This is a genomic window from Mucilaginibacter sp., from assembly GCF_039921305.1.
Lineage (GTDB): Bacteria > Bacteroidota > Bacteroidia > Sphingobacteriales > Sphingobacteriaceae > Mucilaginibacter.
In genome coordinates this window covers 139,361-159,350 of record NZ_JBDSCA010000055.1, presented here as the reverse complement: position 1 = coordinate 159,350, position 19,990 = coordinate 139,361, and the positions used below count along the sequence as shown (strand labels likewise).

The following is a 19,990-nucleotide window of genomic DNA, read 5'->3' as shown; positions in this document are numbered from 1 at the left end:
TGAATGAAGAATATCCGTAATTTTTGTATCATAGCCCACATCGACCACGGTAAAAGTACCCTTGCCGATAGGTTGTTAGAATATACCAATACTATAACGAAGCGCGAATCGCAGGCCCAATTGTTAGATGACATGGACCTTGAACGCGAACGCGGTATCACCATTAAGAGCCACGCCATACAAATGGACTATACCCTTAATGGCGAAAAATATATATTGAACCTGATTGATACCCCCGGTCACGTCGATTTTTCGTACGAGGTTTCACGTTCTATTGCCGCTTGCGAAGGCGCTTTGCTGATCGTTGATGCATCGCAGGGGATACAGGCGCAAACCATATCGAACCTTTACCTGGCTTTAGAGAACGACCTGGAAATAATCCCGGTGTTAAATAAGATGGACCTGCCCGGCGCTATGCCCGAAGAAGTTAAGGACCAGATTGTTGAACTGATAGGTTGTAAACGCGAAGATATTTTAGCCGCGTCAGGTAAAACCGGGATGGGTGTTCACGAAATGCTGGAAGCCATTGTTGCCCGTGTACCGCCACCGGTTGGCGATCCGGAAGCTCCATTACAGGCTTTGATATTCGATTCGGTATTTAACTCTTTCCGTGGTATCATCGCTTACTTTAAGGTTATTAATGGCGAGATCAAAAAAGGTGATAAAGTAAAATTCTTCGCTACCGAAAAGCAGTATATAGCTGAGGAAGTAGGCACTTTAAAACTCAACCAATTGCCAAAAGATGTGATCAAAACAGGCGATGTAGGTTATATCATATCCGGAATTAAAGAAGCCCGCGAGGTTAAAGTTGGTGATACCATTACTACCATTGCACGCCCCTGCGCTGCCGGTATACAAGGTTTTGAAGAGGTTAAACCAATGGTATTCGCCGGTATTTACCCGGTTGATACGGATGAGTACGAAGAGTTGCGCGAGGCCATGGCCAAGCTGCAATTGAACGATGCTTCGTTAGTATTTGAACCGGAATCATCTGCGGCTTTAGGTTTTGGTTTCCGATGCGGTTTCCTGGGGATGCTGCACATGGAAATTATCCAGGAGCGTTTAGAGCGCGAGTTTGATATGACGGTGATCACTACGGTCCCCAACGTATCCTACATTGCTCATACTACTAAAGGTGATGAGTTGGAGGTCAATAATCCATCTGATCTGCCTGATCCAAGTAAACTTCAATTTGTTGAAGAGCCTTATATCAGGGCTAATATCATTACCAAATCGGAGTTTGTTGGTTCGGTAATGTCGCTTTGTATTCAAAAACGTGGTTTTATCACTAATCAATCATACCTGACTTCGGACCGTGTGGAACTGGTATTTGAGATGCCAATGGGCGAGATCGTTTTCGATTTTTACGACCGGTTGAAAACCATCTCCAAAGGTTATGCATCTTTCGATTATACCCAGATAGGTTACCGCCAAAGTGATCTGGTGCGTTTGGATATTCTTTTGAATGCCGAGCCTGTTGATGCCTTATCATCATTAATTCACCGCAGTAACTCGTACGATTTTGGTAAAAAGATCTGCGAAAAGCTAAAGGAATTGATCCCGCGCCAACAGTTCGAAATTATTATCCAGGCATCAATCGGTGCTAAGATCATCGCCCGCGAAACGGTGAAAGCTTTACGTAAAGACGTTACCGCTAAATGTTACGGCGGTGATATATCGCGTAAGCGTAAACTGTTAGAAAAACAGAAAAAAGGTAAAAAACGTATGCGCCAGGTAGGTAACGTGGAAATTCCACAATCGGCGTTCATGGCGGTACTAAAACTGGATTAGCCCCAGCCCCATAAAGGGGAGCTTAAAGGCATATTCACAATATTGGTAAAATATAATCTAACTATAAACTTTTGTTCCCCCTTTAGGGGGTTAGGGGGCTCTACTTCATGCAACTACTCGACGGAAAATACGTATCAGAAAAACTTAAGACTGAAATTGCCGAACAGGCAGCAGAATACCTGGCTCAAAGCGGCCGTAAACCGCATTTGGTTGCTGTATTGGTTGGGCACGATGGTGGCAGCGAAACTTACGTAGCCAGCAAAATGAAGAACTGCGAAAAGGTTGGTTTTAAATCGAGCCTGGTTAGGTATGAGGATAATGTTACCGAAGAAGAGTTGTTAGCCAAAGTTGCTGAGTTGAATGCTGATGAAGATATTGACGGCATCATCGTTCAGTTACCTTTGCCAAAACACATCGATCCCGAAAAGGTGACCGAGAAAATTGATCACCGTAAGGATGTGGATGGCTTCCACCCTATTAACCTGGGCAGGATGCAACGTAACTTACCATCATTTATTCCGGCAACTCCATACGGCATTACTTTAATGTTGAAAGAATACGGCATTGAAACCGCGGGTAAACATTGCGTGGTGATTGGCCGCAGCAATATTGTTGGTTCGCCTATGAGTATTTTGATGGCGAGGAACACTACTCCGGGCAATTGTACCGTAACCATTTGCCACAGCCGCACACCAGATATTAAAAAGTTTACGCTTGATGCTGATATACTGATCGTAGCTATTGGTAAAAAGAACTTTGTTACCGCGGACATGGTTAAAGATGGCGTTGTAGTTGTTGATGTAGGTATGAACCGCGAAACATCAACCGTAACCAAATCTGGCTACAAATTATATGGCGATGTTGATTTTGAAAGCGTTGCCCCTAAAGCATCGTGGATTACCCCGGTACCGGGTGGCGTTGGCTTGATGACGATTATTGGGTTATTGAAGAATACTTTGGCCTCGGCGAATAAGACGGTTTATTAGTAGGATAACGATGAAAAGGCTATTATTTGTCGTTGTGCTATTAACTATAATAATCGTTAACAGCAATGGGCAGACTAAGAAGAAGCCTGTTGTAGATAAACTTAGCAAACTTAAAATTCGTATTCTGGACACTATTGCTCATTTACCGGAAGTTAAAAAACGGATGCAATATGTAGAAAGAGTAACCCACAACAAAAGGCACCTTCAAGTTATTCTCTATCAAAAGCCCTCTAAAAAAGAGAATTATTATTGGGTAACAGTTATGGAAGACAACGGAATGTCTTATTACACCCATTTTAATTTCTTCGTCAATCCTAAAACATTATTGATAAAGTACTCAGATACTTCTATTGACGACATGATTACACTTGAGGAATGGCGAAAATCGCGTAATCATCCTAAAGAATAGGCAACTCCTATAGTTTATTTAAAAATCCTACTTAACCAACCTTCCTTTATCCCAACATAGACTCCATCCCTACGTATTTCAACCGGATAAGTATCAACATAATCACCTTGCCCTACACTACCACGGCCAGTATGAATATCATAAGAATACCTATGTACCGGGCAAATCAGTTTGCCATTTTTGCACCAGCCATAGCTCAAATCTTCGCCCGCGTGAGGGCATCGGGCCGATAAGGCGCAAACTTCATTATCAACTCCAACCAAGGCAATAGTTGTGTTTCCTGCTTTTACTCGTTTAATGAATGGATATTTCAGATCATTAATATCCAGAACTTTGTACCATTTCATTTAAAATTAAAAATCAATTTTAAAGTTCATTACATCCGGGTCTTTCAGTACTTCTTCAATATCGGTTTGTAGCGTCACCGATCTCTTATCTGCAGAAAGCACGGCCTTTTTATTGTCGATTTTGATAATCGGCTTTGGGAAGTTCACGGTTACCTTATAAGGCATTTCTATCAGCATCGCTTTGGACATGCTGAAGGTTGACTGATTTGCCTTTACATATTTTTTAAACTTCACCATATCAATGGTACGGTAAAATTTATGGGGGCCGATGTCGTAATTATAGTAATCCTGGGTTAAGGCAAAAGGGTTTTCCGCAGGTTGGGCTATAGGTTTTTTTGATGACAATATAGGCCCTAACTGATTGTTAGATGTCATTTTCGACAAATTTTTAAGATAGTAGCTCAGATCGCTCACATTATCTGATGAATGGCGCATGCTTAATCGCAAGTTATTGTGTTTCAAATTCATTATCATTACCACATCGCTGCTTTTAGCGGTAGCAATTTGGGTAGAATCCATTTGGCGGTGAACGCTATCGGGAAGCAGGTTGTAATAGTTTACCGTGGTATCTTGTTCCATGTTAAACTGAGGTGTTTGTTTAACCGAATCGGGTATTAAATTCACCAATACCGATATGGCCTTACTCATATCAAAGTTATAGGTCACGTTGCAAGAACCATCGGCATGAAAATCGTAGGTTTCGTCTATATCAAGGCATCCCGTAAGGCATACCATGATAAAAACTGAACAGATTAGCCAAACTTTCTTCATCACCCAAAACTAACTGATTTTTAATTGATATTATGTTAGTAGCACGGCTATTTTCTCATTGTTTCGTAATATAATCACTCATTAAACGGCGCAGGTTTAGGCTTGATTGTGATTTGCTTATATTTGCGGCTTATTATGGTGAATCAGATTCCGGAAGACGGCACTTTACTTCCTTTAATGGAGGAGTTTTATACGATACAGGGCGAGGGTTACAATACCGGCAAAGCAGCATATTTTATACGTTTAGGTGGTTGCGATGTGGGTTGCCACTGGTGCGATGTTAAAGAAAGCTGGGATGCCTCTATCCACCCGCTAACGGCATCGGATGTTATTGTAGAGAACGCCATTAAGTATCCCGGCAAGGCTGTTGTTATTACCGGTGGCGAGCCATTGATCTATAATCTGGATTATTTAACCACTCAATTACAGCAGCGCGGTATTAAAACCTTTATCGAAACTTCGGGCGCTTATCCCCTTTCGGGATCATGGGACTGGATCTGTTTGTCGCCTAAAAAATTTAAGAGCCCCAACCCAGATGTTGCACCGTTTGCTCACGAATTGAAAGTGATCGTGTTCAACAAATCAGACTTTGCCTGGGCCGAGCAATATGCTGAACTGGTATCGCCGGATTGTAAACTGTATTTACAACCAGAATGGTCAAAATCAAAAGAAACCATACCAATGATTGTTGATTATGTGATGAATAACCCAAAATGGGAAATTTCGTTACAAACGCACAAATACCTCAATATTCCATAACATTTTGTAACTTGGATATGTGTTTTCCAAGCGTAAGATATTAATGAGAAACCTTTTAGCTGCAATATTGATTTGTTTACCTGTACTTTTGTACGCGCAAGACAGGCAATATACTACCAGCAATAAAGATGCTATCCGCAATTATATTAAAGCCCGGCAAAGTTTAGATTATCAATTATATGATCAGGCTATTGGTCAACTAACTTACGCTGTTGGCGTTGACCCTAACTTTTTAGAGGCTCAAAACCAACTGGCAGATATACTCAGGCTAACCAAAAAAACCAAGGCGTCTATCGCTCATTATTTAAAGGTAATTGAAGTGAATCCGGATTTTAACCGTGGGGTTTATTTAAATATTGGCGAAGCGGAAGTTAACATTGCTGATTACGCAAATGCGCAAATACATTTGCAGAAGTACATCAAGTATCCTAATATCAACCCCAATAATAAACGTTATGCTGAACTATTATTGAGTGATTGCGAATTTAGTCTGGATGCTTTATTGCACCCAGTACCTTTCAAACCCCTAAATTTAGGCCCCGAAGTTAATACGGCTAATGACGAATACATGCCCGTTTTAACTGCTGATGAGGGTGTATTGATATTTACACGTAAAATTAACAATAACGAAGATTTTTATAAAAGCAACAAGGCTAACAACAAGTGGAGTGTTGCCAGTTACCTGAGCAACCAGATCAATACGGCCGAGTATAACGAAGGTGCGCAGTCTGTAACTCAGGATGGGCAATACTTGTTTTTTACCGGTTGCGACAGACCATTAGGATTGGGCAAATGTGACATTTATGTTTCGCGGAAGGTTGGTAATGATTGGGATATCCCCTACAATTTAAACGCGCCCATTAATACAGGCAATTGGGAATCGCAGCCATCCATCAGCAGTGATGGTAAAACGCTTTATTTTGTGAGTAACCGCAAGGGAGGTTTTGGTGGTTATGATATCTGGAAATCAACCCTGACTAATAAAGGCTGGGGCGAGCCAGAAAATTTGGGGCCAAATGTAAATACACCATTTGACGAGCAATCGCCGTTTATTCATCCTGATAATAACACCCTGTACTTCTCGTCAAATGGCTGGCCGGGGATGGGTAATATGGATGTTTTTATTAGCCGCCGTGGCGCTGACGGACAATGGCAAAAGCCCAAAAACCTGGGTTACCCCATTAATACCAATGCGGACGACAGCGGACTCACACTGAATGCCAATGGTGATCTGGCTTATTTTTCGTCGAACATTTTAAGGGGTTATGGGGGCTTTGATATATACTCGTTCGAGATGCCTGCAACATTGAGGCCGCAGATGGTTACCTATGTTAAGGGTATTGTAACAGATGCCAAAAGCAAAATGCCTTTAGATGCCAATGTTGAGATTATTGATCTGGAAAATAATAAAACCGTTTATCAAAGCATATCCGAACAAGATGGAAGTTTCCTGTCCAAATTAACTTATGGTAAAGATTATGGCTTAAATATTTCTAAAAAAGGATATTTATTTTATTCTGAGAACTTTTCGCTGCACGGCATCGACAATAAAAAGCAATACAAAATTGATGTACCCCTACAGGGAATTGATGCAGGTAACAAAGTGGTTTTAAAGAACATATTTTTTGATACCAATAAGTACGAGATTAAAAAAGAATCAAAAACGGAATTGGAAAAGCTCATCGCCTTTTTGACCGAAAACACTAATGTTAAAATAGAGGTATCGGGCCATACAGATGATGTTGGTGATGATGCTTTGAACAGAACGTTATCCCAAAATCGCGCGAAAGCGGTTTATACCTACCTGATAGCGCAACATATTAATGCCACGCGATTGGTTTATAAAGGCTACGGTAAATTGCAACCCATTGCTACAAACAGCACAGATGATGGCAGGAAATTGAACCGGAGAACAGAGTTTAAAATTATCTCTAATTAAGCTACCTTTCTTTCGGCAAAAATATCGGCTTTTGGGGTAACCATTTCAATGCTACCTATTTCATAATCGTTCATCAATTCGGTTTCAGTTATCAGTACGCCAAAATCCTGGTACATAACACCGTTATCAACCGGATATACCATGTAGCCGCGTTTATCGGCCTGATACTCGGCAAGTGTAAATATTTCTTCAGGATATTGCTTTGCGCGAATTTGCGCGCCTTGTACCAATTGGTAGGCATCTTTGATGGTTTCGAATTTGTTGCTTTTCATAGTGACCACGGTATAGCAATTACTTTGCCACTATGCGAACCATTCGAACAGGTCGGTTTGTTTTAATGTGGTTTTAATATCGGCGGCCATATCATGAATGATCTTCCCTTCGCCCATTTGAATAATGCGATTACCATAAGTAAAGGCATCTTTAAGGTTATGGGTGATCAGGATAGCTGTGAGTTCAAACTCTTTGATCAGTTGGTCGGCAGTTTTCATTACAATATCGGCAGAACGGGGGTCTAAAGCTGCTGTAGGCTCATCCAGCAGTAGTATATCGCATTTATCCATCACGCTCATTAATAAGGTTAAAGCCTGGCGTTGCCCGCCGGATAAGGTGCCCATGGGTTGCAGTATCTTGTTTTCTAAGCCCATCCCTAAAACAGAAATTCGCTCTTTAACCAATTGGGCAAAAGTATCATTAACACCAATGGTTAAACCTTTTTTGCTGGTGCGTAAAGCGGCCAGCCTAAAGTTATCCAATATACTCAGATCGGGAGCTGTACCACTCAATGGGTTTTGAAAAACGCGGGCTATCCATTGGCTGCGCTTGTGGTCGGGTAGGTTTGTAACATCCTTATCATCAATTAAAACTTTACCCTGGCTTGGCGCGATACTGCCTGTTATCATATTCAGCAGTGTAGATTTTCCTGAACCATTGGAGCCAACAATTACTACAAACTCTCCCTTGTTGATATGCAGATCGATCCCCGAAAGGGCGACAACCTCGTTAGCCTTGCCCCGATTGAAGGTTTTATGTACGCCTTGCAGATCTATCATGATTGTTTGATCAAATTTAAACGTGGCAAACTAACAATCAATAACACAAACACGGCAGTAACTATTTTAAGCATATTAGGGTTTACGCCTAAGGATAGCGTTAGCGCCAATACCATCTGGAACACTATCGCACCAAAAAGCACCACAGCTAAACTCAACCATACCGATGTAATGGAAAACCAATTGATGAGCGTTTCGCCGATGATAACTGAACCCAAACCAACAATCACCACCCCTATGCCCATGCTAATATCGGCGTAGCCTTGAAACTGGGTCATCAAATAGCCGCTTACGGCCGTAAGTGCGTTAGCTAAGGCCAAGCCTATGATCTTCATCCTATCGGTGTTTACACCTAAAGCCTGGATCATCGATTCGCTATTACCCGTTGCACGCATGGCGATGCCGAAATCTGTTTTGAGCAGGTAGCCTATTATCAAAGTAATTAAAGCAACAAATACGATGATAATAAATAGCGAATTTTGGTTAGGATCAGCTACAGCTTTAACCCAGTCAAACAATGTTTGAATATTGATCAATGGTAAATTAGAACGCCCCATAATGGTTAGGTTAACGGAATACAAACCCGTCATCACCAATATACCAGCCAGTAAAGCGTTTATTTTAAGCTTGGTGTGAATTAACCCCGTTAAGGCTCCGGCTATAGCTCCGGCTAATATTACGGATGGTAAAATCAGGTAGCCAGGTAAGTGGTTTGTTAATTGTACCGCTGTTACCGCCGCACCTAAAGTATAACTACCGTCGGTTGTTATATCAGGGATGTTGAATATCTTCATGGAGATGTAAATACCCAGGGCTATTCCCGAAAAGCAAAGTCCTTGTAAAAGCGCGGTTAGCAGGAAATCCATTATTTAACGGCTTCGAAGTTTGGTGGGATAGTGATATTGTATTTTTTAGCTACAGCCGGATTATAAACTCGTTTGCGGATCTTGACCATTTCTGTTCTCAATCCATTTGTATTATGTGTTTTAAGATACTGCGCTGCCTGCTCACCTGCCTGATATCCCCATTGGTAAATATCGGCACCAAAAGCGGCTACTGCACCACGTTCAACCAATCCGGCTTCGCTGGTGAAGATGGGCACATGTTTTTGATCACAGCTTTTTACAATGGTTTCGAAAGATGCGAAAACCGTGTTATCCGGATTGGCAAAAAAAGCATCGATGTTTTTACCAAGTAACGATTGTGTAACCAATTGCGCTTCTGCTGAAGTATTAACCGGCAAGGTTACCAAAGTTACGTTTAGTTTATCGGCTAAAGTTTTAATGCGCCTCATGGCATCAACCGATTGTGGTTCTGATTGATTATAGATCATCCCAATAACAAGCTTTCCACTTTTAGGCTTTACCAGTTTAGGTATAATAGAGAATGAAGTATCGATATAAGCCAGATCCTCTTCGGCGCCAAAGCGATTAGCAGGGCCTTTGCCCGATGCATCTTCAACCTTCATCAAACCAGCCGTTGGCGCTACCATTTGAAACACCGGGATAGTTTTAGTTTTTTGCAGAGCAGTTATGGTTGATAATGTTGTGCAGGTTGCCAGCAGATCAACCTTTTGACTTACAAAGCCGTTTACTATTTGTGTAAGCGTAGGTATACTGCCCTGTGCGTTTTGATAAATTATTTTTACATTTTTTTTATCTTCGCTGAAGCCGTTTTTCTTTAAAGCATCTACAAAACCGGTGCGCGCTTTGGCAATGGTGGCATCTTCAAACGCATCTACAAAACCTACAGTTGTAATGCCGCTTTTATTAGTTGAACTACAAGCCGTTAATATTAAGGCTATTATAGCATATACAGGTAAAATACGGTTCTTCATTAGGCTAATTTAAGCAATTTACGGCACAGGCAAACCCTATGTGTATTGTTTTAAACCATACTTAGTTATTTTTTTGGTTATTTTCGCAAGGAATGATACGTATAACTTCAAAACTTCCACGAGTAGGAACAACCATATTTACCACCATGAGCGCCCTGGCTGCTGAAGTTGGCGCCATTAACCTTTCGCAAGGTTTTCCGGATTATGATTGCCCACCTGAGCTGACCGATCTGGTTAACAAAGCCATGAAAGATGGTCATAACCAATATGCTCCAATGGCTGGTTTAATGAGCTTACGCGAAGAGATAAGCAAAAAATTTGAAAAACTTTACGGTGCTCATTACAATCAGGATACCGAAATAACTGTTACCGCTGGTGGCACACAAGCTATATTTACCGCCATTTGTACGGCCATACAACCTAACGATGAGGTTATAGTTTTTGAACCTGCTTATGATAGCTATGCTCCCGCCATTAAGCTAATGGGCGGTGTAGTAAAATCGTTGGAGTTATCGCCACCAGATTACAGTATCCCCTGGGATATGGTGCGCCGCTTGATCAGTAACCGTACACGGATGATCATTTTAAACTCGCCGCAAAACCCTACTGCTACCATTTTGCAGCAAAACGATATTGATGAATTGATATCTATCGTAACCAATCAGGATATCATGATACTGAGCGATGAGGTTTATGAGCATCTGATATTTGATAATCAAACCCACCACAGTATGGCCCGTTACGAAGAATTGCGTAAAAGGAGTTTTATTGTGGCCTCATTTGGCAAACTGTTCCATACAACAGGCTGGAAAGTTGGATATTGTGTAGCACCGGCTATTTTAATGCAGGAGTTTAGAAAGGTACACCAATTTTTGGTGTTCAGTGTAAACTCACCTATGCAATACGCTATTGCCGAATATTTAAAAGATGAAAATACTTATTTAGAGCTGGCGGGTTTCTTTCAGCAAAAGCGAGATCACTTCCGCTCTGGCATGGCGCAAACGCGGTTTGAGTTGTTGCCTTGCGCGGGATCTTACTTCCAATCGGTAACTTATGGTAACATTAGCGACGAAAAAGACGTAGAAATGGCCATGCGTATTACCAGGGAGTTTGGCGTGGCATCAATACCAACATCGGAGTTCTATACCAGGGGTACAGATCACCATGTTTTGAGATTTTGTTTTGCAAAAAAACAAGAAACGCTGGATAATGCCGTTAATAAGCTGATGAAGATTTAGTATTTACCTGCCGACTCTACCCGGTTTTAATGAAAAAGCTTGAATGGATAATTTAAAAATAACCATTTTCCAGGGATATCTCTTTTGGGAAAATATTGATAAAAACCTCCAAAATATAACACTGCGCTTAAGTAGTATCCGCGAAAAAACCGACCTGATTATTCTGCCCGAAATGTTTAATACCGGTTTTACCATGAGTGCAGAGCTGTTAGCCGAACCCATGAATGGTAAAACCATACAATGGATGCAGCAGGTTGCCAAAAAGTATGATTGCGTAATTACAGGCAGCATCATTATTACCGAAAACGATAAATTTTATAACCGCCTGATATGGATGCAGGCCGATGGCACATACAAACATTATGATAAACGCCATTTATTTGCCTTAGGCAAAGAACATAACACCTACACAGCCGGCACCGAAAAATTGATAGTTGAATTAAAGGGCTGGAAAATTTGCCCCGTAATTTGTTACGATCTGCGTTTCCCGGTATGGTTGCGTAATAAAGATGCGGATTATGATATGCTCATCGTGGTAGCCAATTGGCCCGAAAAACGCGCATTACATTGGCGCACTCTTATCCCCGCAAGGGCGGTTGAAAACCAGAGTTATGTGATTGGTGTGAATCGTGTTGGCCACGATGGCAATGAGGTTTACCACTCCGGCGATTCAACCTGCATTAGCCCTAACGGCGATGTGGTTTATTATAAACGCGACGAAGAGGATGTTTATACCTTCACCATTAATCCAACCGAATTGATCAAAATTCGTCGCGCATTGCCTTTTTTAAAGGATGCGGATGAGTTTAGTATTGAATTATAGGATAACTACAATGCCTATTTCAGCGAATATCGCTTTATATTGTGTCCCGGAGGGACTACCGCTTTGTAGAAAAATAAAACCACCGACTTATGCCCCAGAGGGGCTACCCTTAGTCTAATAAATCTTCAAAAACATATTGATCATTATAATCAACATCATAATCCTTTAAAATAGTTAGATATTCTTCTTTAAAAGTTCTTTTAAGATGATGTTCTTTTTGATTAAGAATATACTTAGCTACACTATCAATTTGAGATTTACTATTGGTAAAAGCACCATAGCCACTTTGCCAATTGAATTTTCTTGTTGTTAACTTTTCCTTATTGATAAATTCTGAACTATCGCCCTTTACCAATCGCATCAATTCAGATATTGATTGAGTAGGATTAAGACCTATCAAGATATGCACATGGTCTGATACATTATTTATTGCCAATAGCTTATGCCCATTATTTTGAACTATGCTTGTAATATATTTTTGGAGTCGGTCTTCCCATTCAGGTTTAATCAATGCTTCCCTATATTTTACGGCAAATATGCAATGAATATAAAGTTGGGTGTAGGTATTTGGCATAGTGATAATTAATACGCCAAATTAGCCTTTTTAGATTAATTGCAATGGTTGTTGTTATACGATAAGGTAGTCCCTCCGGGACAAGAGCCAACAATAAATCATTTTCTACAAAGCGGTAGTCCCGCTGGGACAAAAAACCAGTAACAAATTATTTCTACAAAGGGTAGTCCTTCCGAAACAAAAAACAACAATAAATTATTCCACAAAGCGATAGTCCCTGCGGGACATTTGTTAACGAGCCCATGTTTTAGAAGCAGATATTTTAATTATAAACCTTCAGCCACCTTCTTCAATTCCTTTAATACCATATTCCAGTTCTCTGTTGCGTGTTCCTTTTCCTTTTCGGAATTTACGTTATCCTGCGAAAGCGTAACTTCGGTTTTGCCATCCTTTCCGGATAACTTATAGGTTACCTGATTATAATTTTCGGGCTTGTCTTCCTTACCTCCCATTGAACTCCAATAAGTACTTTGAAATAGTTTTTCAGGCTCTATTTTCTGTATGGTACCTTTATCATGATATTCTTTGCCATTGTACTCCCCTTTATAATTTATCGGGCTGCCTTCTTTCCAATCGGTTGTTACTTCGGTGCCATATAAATATTGCTTAATGAGTTCGGGGCTGGTAATTGCTTTCCAAACCTTAGCTGGTGTAGCATTTATTATAATAGCCGTTTTTGCGATTAATTTTTCCATGACTTTGAAGATGTTTTTTTAAAGCACTACCAATTTATAACAACTATGAATATCAATGGTTTGTACTCAATATTTAAAATTGAATTAAAACCTTGTTATCAATTTGCTTATGTGCTTTAAACAGTGCATTATTGTTAAGCAAATAAAATTTAGTTCGTATAATCATATGCGCTAATTACCGTTATCAATTCCATATGAAACACAAGTACTTTTCTCTTTTACTGTTAGCTGTTGTAACTCTATCTGCGCAAGCCCAAAAGAAAAAGATCATAGATCATACCATGCTTGTTGACCCTTTTATTGGTACAGGCGGGCATAGCCATACTTACCCGGGAGCTATTGTTCCTTTCGGGATGGTGCAATTGAGTCCGGATACAAGGTTAACCAGTTGGGATGGCTGCTCTGGTTACCATTTTACCGATACTGTGGTTTATGGATTTTCGCATACGCATTTAAGCGGTACGGGTATTCCCGATTATTGCGATGTGCTATTTATGCCAACCACCGGTGAACCTAAATTCAAGAACACCGAATACAGCTCAGGCTTTAAAAAGAAAAACGAAGAAGCATCTGTTGGCTATTACAAAACCTTTTTAGATAAATATAAAATCGGGGTTGAGCTAACCGCTACCAAACGTGTTGGTGTGCACAGGTACAATTATCCCAGTGATAAACAATGTAATATTATTATCGATCTGCAACATCGGGACCAGGTTTTAAATAGTTGGATAGAGGTGGTAAACGATCATGAGATCCGTGGTTTACGCGAATCAAAATCGTGGGCTAAAGATCAGTATGTATACTTCTACGCCAAATTTTCTAAGCCATTTAAAACTTATGGTATAGCCTTAAATGATAAGATACAGGAAGGTAAAAACAAAGTTGAAGGCACTAATGTAAAAATGTATATCCAGTTTGATAGCCCTGGCGAAGTGGTATCCAAAGTGGGGATATCCTCAGTTAATACTGATGGCGCTCTGACTAATTTAAATGCCGAAGTTCCGGATTTTGATTTCAAGAAAGTACAAAAAGCCGCCAAAAACGATTGGATGAACGAGTTGTCCAAAATTGATGTGGAAGGTGGAGCGCCTGCGCAGATTCAAATACCTACCAATACCCAACAGGGTTATGGTGGCTACGGCGGCCCTTATGGAGCGCCGCGCCCTAAAATACCGGTTGTTGATTATGCTAAGATCAAGCAAACCATTTTTTATACCGCGCTCTATCATACCGCTTGCGCTCCAAATGTTTACAGCGATGTAGATGGGCAATACCGCGGCTTAGACCAAAAGATACACAAAGCCGAGGGTTTTGAATATTATACCGTATTCTCGTTATGGGACACATACCGTGCCGAGCACCCTTTGCAAACCATCATCAATAAAAAACGCACGTCAGATTTTATTAAGAGCTTTTTAGCGATGTATGATCAGGGGGGATTATTGCCGATATGGCCGCTGGCATCAAACGAAACCTATTGCATGGTGGGTAACCACGCTATCCCGGTTATTGTTGATGCTTACGCGAAAGGCATCCGTGATTTTGATGCCGAGAAAGCTTTAACAGCGATGAAAGCCGCCGTTAACCGTAACCAGTTCGGGTTGGACTCGTATCGCAAAAACGGTGTCGTGCTGAGTGAAGATGAAAACGAATCGGTATCTAAAACATTAGAGTATGCCATTGACGATTGGTGCATTGCTCAAATGGCTAAAATGATGAACAAACCACAAGACTATACCGAATACATTAAACGCGGCCAATACTGGAAAAACGCTTTTGATAACCAAACTAACTTTATGCGCGCCCGCGCCAATGGTGGCTGGGCCATACCATTTTTACCTACCGATGTAAATAACTTTTACACCGAAGGCAACTCGTGGCAATATTCGTTTTTGGTACCGCAGGATGTTGAGGGCCTGGTTGAAAAAATGGGTGGTAAAGTAAACTTTGAAGCGAAGCTTGAGCAGTTATTTACCACAAGCGATAAGTTAACCGGCAGGGAACAATCAGACATTACGGGTTTAATGGGCCAGTACGCGCATGGCAACGAGCCAAGTCATCATATGGCTTATTTATTTAACTATACTAACAATCCTGATAAGACCCAATTGTACCTGAGCAGAATTATGCGTCAGCAATACAAAGATGCCCCTGATGGTTTGGCCGGTAATGAAGATTGCGGACAAATGTCGGCCTGGTATGTGATGAGTTGTTTGGGCTTTTACAACCTGGCGCCGGGTGGGCAGAATTACGAAATAGGTTTACCGGTGTTTGATAAAGCGGTGATCAACCTGGAGAATGGTAAAAAATTCACCATTACAGGCTCGGGCAATACGGCTACCAGCTATTACCTGCAAGGAATGACGTTGAATAAAAACACTTATGATAAGCTTTACTTAACCTATAACGATATTCAGAATGGTGGTGACTGGGAAGTATTTATGGGCAGGTTACCCAACAAAATATTTATGCAGGAGTTGGAAAAGCCAAAATCGCACATTACAGATGAGCTAATTGTTGCCAACCCCTATATCATTTATCCATCAAGCACTATTCAAAATGAGTTGAACATATCGTTCGGTTCTGCCGATGCAGGCGTTAATATCTATTATACTTTAGATGGCTCTACTCCTACCGCAAGTTCAACTTTGTTTACCAAGCCGGTAACTTTAACGGCTACTACAACGGTTAAATGTATCGCGATAAAAAATGATAAACTGAGTTTTGTTGTTGAAGGTAAATTCACCAAAATACGAGGTGATGTTAAAATAACCTCGTTAAGTAAGATCCATCCATCTTACACGGCTACCGGACCAAATGCTTTGATCGACGGCTTTAAAGGTACAACAAACTGGCAGGTAGGTAATTGGCAGGGTTTTCAGGGTAATGACCTTGAAGCTATACTTGACCTGGGCACAGCACGTGTTGTGAAAAAGATAGGCATCAATACATTACAGGATAGCCAGGCCTGGATCGTTTTCCCGAAGAGCGTGGAGTTTATGACATCCGAAGATGGTAAAACGTTTAAACCGATTGGCTCGGCGATCAGTAAGATAGGCATTAAAGATGCTGATGTAAAAACGCAACTCTATAGCATTGACGTTAACATTAAAACACGTTTTATTAAAATCATAGCACACCAATTTGGCAAATTGCCAGATGGGCACGAAAGCAAAGGTGAACAGAGTTATATTTTTGCCGATGAGATAGTGTTAGAGTAATGATTGATGGACTGAATGACTGAATGATTCAATGTTATTTCGACAACAGAGAATTCTTGTGCCCGATAGTCTACAACATACCCAGCATACGCAAAAGATTTCTCTCTCGTACCTCGTTCGAAATGACATTTTTTTTTGCCTCAATATTCAATCTAATATCACAAATCTTACCTATTCCCCTTTCAGAAGCTCCGCTGCTTCTCCTAACTTATCCTTTTCCTCTTTATCGAGTACCGGATACTTCAATTTCATATCCTGCAAAACTTGTAACATAATGGTTGATATGGCTATGTGGGTAAACCATTTTTTATCAGCCGGGATAACATACCACGGGGCATCGTTTGTCGCGGTTTCGTTAATGGCTTTCGTGTAAGCGTTCATATAATCTTTCCAATAGCTACGTTCTTCAATATCGGCAGATGAAAATTTCCAATGCTTTTCTGGTTTGGCTATTCGTTTTAAAAAACGTTCCTTTTGCTCATCTTCGGATACGTTGAGAAAGAATTTGATAATGGTTGTCCCGTTAAGGGTTAGATGCTTTTCAAAGTTGCGGATACTTTCATACCTGTTTTCCCAAAATTTATTGTCAATATCTTTTAAGTTTTCTATCCCCGGAAGGCGCTGCCCCAAAACAATTTCGGGATGAACTTTGCAAACCAACACGTTTTCGTAATGCGAGCGGTTGTGGATACCAATGCGGCCACGCTCGGGCAGGGCTTTATAGTGCCGCCACAAAAAATCATGATCCAGATCTTCAATACTTGGCTGCTTAAAGCTGTAAACCTGGCAACCTTGCGGGTTTAAGCCCGACATGGTGTGCGCTATAGCGCTATCTTTACCCGCGGCATCCATAGCCTGGAAAATTATCAATAACGCATTTTTGTTGGCCGCATACAGTTCGGTTTGCAAGTCGGCTATTTTTTCTATCAAATCAGTTAATATCTTTCCGGAGTTTTCTTTTGTATAGCCATCTGCATAGTCTGTTTGATGATCTTTCAGATCAAAACGTGAATTTGAAGAAATTTTGAACTTTTTGATGATATTTTCCATTTGAAGAAATAGATTTGTGACAAATTAACCTAAAATTTATACTACAAACCATCGTTATTAATATTTGTTGTTCGGGTTATGAATTGGGCCCTTTATTTCACATCTTTACCACATGTTTAAACGGATAAAAAATCGTTTCTTACGCTATACGCTCATATTCTTCTATTTTATAATTATTTTCTTCTGCGCCATCGAACTCAATTTTCTGTGGCTGTTTGGCTATTCGCCGGATATGCGGGATATCAAGAGCCCATCCATGTCACTTTCATCCGAAGTGTACTCGGCTGATGGTAAGCTTTTAGGGAAGTATTTTAAGGAAAACCGCTCACCTGTCGAGTTCAAACAGATATCACCTAACCTTATCAACGCGCTTATCGCTACGGAAGATGCCCGCTTTTACCAGCATGGCGGTGTGGATTTCTTTTCGTTCTTCAGCAGTATCCGCTCTACCGCCAAAGGTGAAAGGCGTGGTGGGAGTACTATAACCCAACAATTAGCTAAAAATTTATTCGAAACGCGTAAGAAGCAATCTCAGGGATTGATCAAGCATATCCCGGTATTACGCACCATTATATTTAAATGTAAGGAGTGGATAACGGCTTATAAAATTGAGCACGTTTACAGCAAACAAGAGATTTTAACACTTTATCTTAATACAGTACCTTTTGGTAATAACTCATTCGGTATTAAAACAGCAACTAAAAAGTATTTCAATAAAAATCCCGACGCGGTTAATACCGATGAAGCTGCTATGCTGATCGGGATGCTGAAAGCTACATCAACCTACAATCCTATCCGTAATCCTGAAAAAGCCCTTGAGCGCCGTAACACTGTACTTAAGCAAATGGCTAAGTACAATTACATTACACAGGCCGCATTGAATGCCGATGTAGAAGCGCCACTTAACCTTGATCTGAGTTATGTTGAAGATGATTCGCAGGGTGATTCATACATCCGCCGCGCGGTTGAAAAATGGCTGGCACCCTGGTGTAAAGAAAACGATGTTGACCTTTACGAAGATGGTTTAAAAATATACACTACCATTGATTCGCGCTTACAACAATATGCTGAAGAAGCTGTTGCCGAAAAAATGAAGATGCTGCAAAAGCGTTTTGACAACATTTGGGGCAAGAAAAACCCCTGGATAGATCCGGATGGAAATGAAATAAAAGATTACGCCATGAAGATGGCCCAGAAACTCCCTATTTACAAATTAGTTGATAAAAAGTATGTGGGTAATATTGATTCTATCCGCAAGTTTTTTAGTCGCCCTAAACGGATGACCGTGTTCAGTTGGAAAGGCGAACACGATACCACATTTACTACATTAGATTCTATTAGCTATTATGCCCGTTTGTTAAATACCGGGATGATGACCATTGAGCCTACCAGCGGTAAAATTAAAGTTTGGGTTGGCGGTATTGATCATAAATACTTCAATTACGATCACGTTAAGCAATCAAAACGCCAGGCGGGTTCAACATTTAAGCCCTTTGCTTACTTAACCGCTTTGGATAACGGATATACGCCTTGCGATAAGTTCACAGACAAACCAGTATCGGTTAAGTTTATGGATAAGGGTAAAGAAGAGGTTTGGGAGCCTAAAAATGCTAACTGGGTATTCAGCTACCAGGAAATGAGTTTGCGTTGGGCTATGGGTAAATCTGTAAACTCCATTACCGCGCAGCTTACTGAGAAGGTTGGCTGGGATAAAGTAGTTCAATATGCGCATAAATGTGGGATAGAGAGCCATCTGGAATCGGTTCCATCGGTATCATTAGGTACTAACGATGTTTCGGTTTACGAGATGGTGCGTGCTTATAGTACTTTTTTGAACCGTGGAAATAAGATAGATCCATTACTGGTTACCAAAATAACTGATCAGGAAGGCAATGTATTAAAAGAGTTTACGCTTAAAACCGAGAGGGTATTGAGCGAGGAGATTGCCTGGCTGATGCTTTACATGTTCCGTGGTGGCATGGAAGAACCGGGTGGCACATCGCAAGCGTTATGGGAATACAATGGTTTGTGGAAGAAGAACAGCAACCAGATAGGTGGTAAAACAGGAACGTCATCTGGTTTTGTAGATGGCTGGTATATGGGCATCACTAAAGATCTGGTAACGGGTGTTTGGGTTGGTGCTGATGATCGCAGTATACACTTTACCACATCAGAATCGGGCGAAGGATCGCATACGGCCTTACCTATTTTTGGGCGCTTTATGGAAAAGGTTTATGCCGATCCGCAATCGGGTTATCAACCGGGTCCTTTTCCTAAACCCTGGAGCAAAATTACCAAGCAGTATGATTGCCCATCGCCACATATCAGGAGCGATACAACAGCAACAGACAGTTTATCGGGCGATAGCACCTTAATGACGGTGCCTCAACCAGTTGAAGAAAATAAAGAGAAAGAAATTCAACAGTAGGCCAAATAATTTAAGAAATTGAGCGTTTACTGTTAAAAGTTTATTTTTACCGAAAAACATTCAATATCTA

General features: G+C 40.8%; 18 protein-coding genes. 9 read left to right on the top strand and 9 right to left on the bottom strand.

From position 1 onward, the window contains the following. Positions 1 to 3 precede the first annotated feature (3 nt). The 3 genes from lepA (at position 4) to ABIN91_RS17345 (ending at position 3,186) form a co-directional block, all read left to right on the top strand. Entirely contained in the window at positions 4 to 1,791 is a 1,788-nt protein-coding gene (gene lepA / locus ABIN91_RS17355; RefSeq protein WP_348052606.1) for a translation elongation factor 4, read from the top strand. A 107-nt stretch (positions 1,792 to 1,898) separates the two neighbouring features. Then, positions 1,899 to 2,777, top strand: a complete 879-nt coding sequence (locus tag ABIN91_RS17350) for a tetrahydrofolate dehydrogenase/cyclohydrolase catalytic domain-containing protein (protein ID WP_348052604.1) — start codon at positions 1,899 to 1,901, stop codon at positions 2,775 to 2,777. Positions 2,778 to 2,787: 10 nt separating this feature from the next. Continuing rightward, the gene (locus ABIN91_RS17345; RefSeq protein WP_348052602.1) at positions 2,788 to 3,186 is read left to right on the top strand and encodes a hypothetical protein; all 399 of its coding nucleotides are present in this window, start codon (positions 2,788 to 2,790) and stop codon (positions 3,184 to 3,186) included. Between the two features lie 14 nt (positions 3,187 to 3,200). Here ABIN91_RS17345 and ABIN91_RS17340 read toward each other — a convergent pair whose 3' ends face one another. Together ABIN91_RS17340 and ABIN91_RS17335 are read right to left on the bottom strand one after the other, a co-directional pair. Next, entirely contained in the window at positions 3,201 to 3,533 is a 333-nt protein-coding gene (locus ABIN91_RS17340; RefSeq protein ID WP_348052600.1) for a Rieske 2Fe-2S domain-containing protein, read from the bottom strand. Between the two features lie 6 nt (positions 3,534 to 3,539). Further along, positions 3,540 to 4,268, bottom strand: coding sequence for a hypothetical protein (locus ABIN91_RS17335; RefSeq protein ID WP_348052599.1), 729 nt, complete (start codon positions 4,266 to 4,268; stop codon positions 3,540 to 3,542). A gap of 171 nt (positions 4,269 to 4,439) precedes the next feature. Here ABIN91_RS17335 and ABIN91_RS17330 point away from each other — a divergent pair, with 171 nt between their 5' ends. Both ABIN91_RS17330 and ABIN91_RS17325 read left to right on the top strand, forming a co-directional pair. Continuing rightward, the gene (locus tag ABIN91_RS17330) at positions 4,440 to 5,063 is read left to right on the top strand and encodes a 7-carboxy-7-deazaguanine synthase QueE (protein ID WP_348052597.1); all 624 of its coding nucleotides are present in this window, start codon (positions 4,440 to 4,442) and stop codon (positions 5,061 to 5,063) included. A gap of 43 nt (positions 5,064 to 5,106) precedes the next feature. Next, the gene (locus tag ABIN91_RS17325; protein WP_348052595.1) at positions 5,107 to 7,002 is read left to right on the top strand and encodes an OmpA family protein; all 1,896 of its coding nucleotides are present in this window, start codon (positions 5,107 to 5,109) and stop codon (positions 7,000 to 7,002) included. On the opposite strand, the gene ABIN91_RS17320 is transcribed toward ABIN91_RS17325, so the two are convergent. The 4 genes from ABIN91_RS17320 to ABIN91_RS17305 are packed head-to-tail and all read right to left on the bottom strand — an operon-like array spanning position 6,999 to position 9,891. Continuing rightward, positions 6,999 to 7,274: a hypothetical protein gene (locus ABIN91_RS17320; RefSeq protein ID WP_348052594.1), complete on the bottom strand. Its 276-nt coding sequence runs from the start codon at positions 7,272 to 7,274 to the stop codon at positions 6,999 to 7,001. The two genes, ABIN91_RS17325 and ABIN91_RS17320, sit on opposite strands and share 4 nt — an antisense overlap. A 30-nt stretch (positions 7,275 to 7,304) precedes the next feature. Beyond that, on the bottom strand, positions 7,305 to 8,054 hold the full coding sequence (locus ABIN91_RS17315) for an ATP-binding cassette domain-containing protein (protein WP_348052592.1): 750 nt from the start codon (positions 8,052 to 8,054) through the stop codon (positions 7,305 to 7,307). Next, a complete protein-coding gene (locus tag ABIN91_RS17310; protein WP_348052590.1) occupies positions 8,051 to 8,920 on the bottom strand; it encodes an ABC transporter permease in 870 nt (289 codons plus the stop codon). The genes ABIN91_RS17315 and ABIN91_RS17310 overlap by 4 nt, the downstream gene beginning before the upstream one ends. After that, positions 8,920 to 9,891: an ABC transporter substrate-binding protein gene (locus ABIN91_RS17305; RefSeq protein WP_348052588.1), complete on the bottom strand. Its 972-nt coding sequence runs from the start codon at positions 9,889 to 9,891 to the stop codon at positions 8,920 to 8,922. Before ABIN91_RS17305 ends, ABIN91_RS17310 begins: the two co-directional genes overlap by 1 nt. Positions 9,892 to 9,983: 92 nt before the next feature. On the opposite strand from ABIN91_RS17305, the gene ABIN91_RS17300 reads away from it, so the two are divergent. After that, entirely contained in the window at positions 9,984 to 11,129 is a 1,146-nt protein-coding gene (locus tag ABIN91_RS17300; RefSeq protein WP_348052586.1) for a methionine aminotransferase, read from the top strand. 43 nt (positions 11,130 to 11,172) lie between these two features. Then, complete coding sequence (locus tag ABIN91_RS17295; RefSeq protein WP_348052585.1) at positions 11,173 to 11,952, top strand: amidohydrolase; 780 nt, start codon at positions 11,173 to 11,175, stop codon at positions 11,950 to 11,952. Positions 11,953 to 12,061: 109 nt separating this feature from the next. Here ABIN91_RS17295 and tnpA read toward each other — a convergent pair whose 3' ends face one another. Both tnpA and ABIN91_RS17285 read right to left on the bottom strand, forming a co-directional pair. Further along, positions 12,062 to 12,526: an IS200/IS605 family transposase gene (gene tnpA, locus ABIN91_RS17290; RefSeq protein WP_348052583.1), complete on the bottom strand. Its 465-nt coding sequence runs from the start codon at positions 12,524 to 12,526 to the stop codon at positions 12,062 to 12,064. Positions 12,527 to 12,792: 266 nt separating this feature from the next. Beyond that, positions 12,793 to 13,221 carry an SRPBCC family protein gene (locus ABIN91_RS17285; RefSeq protein WP_348052581.1) on the bottom strand — a complete coding sequence of 143 codons (429 nt, stop codon included), beginning with the start codon at positions 13,219 to 13,221 and terminating at the stop codon, positions 12,793 to 12,795. Positions 13,222 to 13,415: 194 nt separating this feature from the next. Here ABIN91_RS17285 and ABIN91_RS17280 point away from each other — a divergent pair, with 194 nt between their 5' ends. Continuing rightward, positions 13,416 to 16,442, top strand: a complete 3,027-nt coding sequence (locus ABIN91_RS17280) for a GH92 family glycosyl hydrolase (RefSeq protein ID WP_348052579.1) — start codon at positions 13,416 to 13,418, stop codon at positions 16,440 to 16,442. A gap of 171 nt (positions 16,443 to 16,613) precedes the next feature. Here ABIN91_RS17280 and ABIN91_RS17275 read toward each other — a convergent pair whose 3' ends face one another. Then, positions 16,614 to 17,492, bottom strand: a complete 879-nt coding sequence (locus tag ABIN91_RS17275) for a polyphosphate kinase 2 family protein (protein WP_348052577.1) — start codon at positions 17,490 to 17,492, stop codon at positions 16,614 to 16,616. A 112-nt stretch (positions 17,493 to 17,604) separates the two neighbouring features. On the opposite strand from ABIN91_RS17275, the gene ABIN91_RS17270 reads away from it, so the two are divergent. After that, positions 17,605 to 19,920, top strand: a complete 2,316-nt coding sequence (locus ABIN91_RS17270) for a transglycosylase domain-containing protein (RefSeq protein ID WP_348052575.1) — start codon at positions 17,605 to 17,607, stop codon at positions 19,918 to 19,920. Positions 19,921 to 19,990 lie beyond the last annotated feature (70 nt).

Excerpts from the sequence above, each read along its gene's own strand:
- ABIN91_RS17325 (WP_348052595.1), top strand. The coding sequence starts at position 5,107 with ATGAGAAACCTTTTAGCTGCAATATTGATTTGTTTACCTGTACTTTTG.
- ABIN91_RS17295 (WP_348052585.1), top strand. The coding sequence starts at position 11,173 with ATGGATAATTTAAAAATAACCATTTTCCAGGGATATCTCTTTTGGGAA.
- ABIN91_RS17330 (WP_348052597.1), top strand. The coding sequence starts at position 4,440 with ATGGTGAATCAGATTCCGGAAGACGGCACTTTACTTCCTTTAATGGAG.
- ABIN91_RS17340 (WP_348052600.1), bottom strand. The coding sequence starts at position 3,533 with ATGAAATGGTACAAAGTTCTGGATATTAATGATCTGAAATATCCATTC.
- ABIN91_RS17315 (WP_348052592.1), bottom strand. The coding sequence starts at position 8,054 with ATGATAGATCTGCAAGGCGTACATAAAACCTTCAATCGGGGCAAGGCT.
- lepA (WP_348052606.1), top strand. The coding sequence starts at position 4 with ATGAAGAATATCCGTAATTTTTGTATCATAGCCCACATCGACCACGGT.
- ABIN91_RS17350 (WP_348052604.1), top strand. The coding sequence starts at position 1,899 with ATGCAACTACTCGACGGAAAATACGTATCAGAAAAACTTAAGACTGAA.
- ABIN91_RS17300 (WP_348052586.1), top strand. The coding sequence starts at position 9,984 with ATGATACGTATAACTTCAAAACTTCCACGAGTAGGAACAACCATATTT.
- ABIN91_RS17310 (WP_348052590.1), bottom strand. The coding sequence starts at position 8,920 with ATGGATTTCCTGCTAACCGCGCTTTTACAAGGACTTTGCTTTTCGGGA.
- ABIN91_RS17280 (WP_348052579.1), top strand. The coding sequence starts at position 13,416 with ATGAAACACAAGTACTTTTCTCTTTTACTGTTAGCTGTTGTAACTCTA.
- ABIN91_RS17335 (WP_348052599.1), bottom strand. The coding sequence starts at position 4,268 with ATGGTATGCCTTACGGGATGCCTTGATATAGACGAAACCTACGATTTT.
- ABIN91_RS17275 (WP_348052577.1), bottom strand. The coding sequence starts at position 17,492 with ATGGAAAATATCATCAAAAAGTTCAAAATTTCTTCAAATTCACGTTTT.
- ABIN91_RS17320 (WP_348052594.1), bottom strand. The coding sequence starts at position 7,274 with ATGAAAAGCAACAAATTCGAAACCATCAAAGATGCCTACCAATTGGTA.
- ABIN91_RS17270 (WP_348052575.1), top strand. The coding sequence starts at position 17,605 with ATGTTTAAACGGATAAAAAATCGTTTCTTACGCTATACGCTCATATTC.
- ABIN91_RS17285 (WP_348052581.1), bottom strand. The coding sequence starts at position 13,221 with ATGGAAAAATTAATCGCAAAAACGGCTATTATAATAAATGCTACACCA.
- tnpA (WP_348052583.1), bottom strand. The coding sequence starts at position 12,526 with ATGCCAAATACCTACACCCAACTTTATATTCATTGCATATTTGCCGTA.
- ABIN91_RS17345 (WP_348052602.1), top strand. The coding sequence starts at position 2,788 with ATGAAAAGGCTATTATTTGTCGTTGTGCTATTAACTATAATAATCGTT.
- ABIN91_RS17305 (WP_348052588.1), bottom strand. The coding sequence starts at position 9,891 with ATGAAGAACCGTATTTTACCTGTATATGCTATAATAGCCTTAATATTA.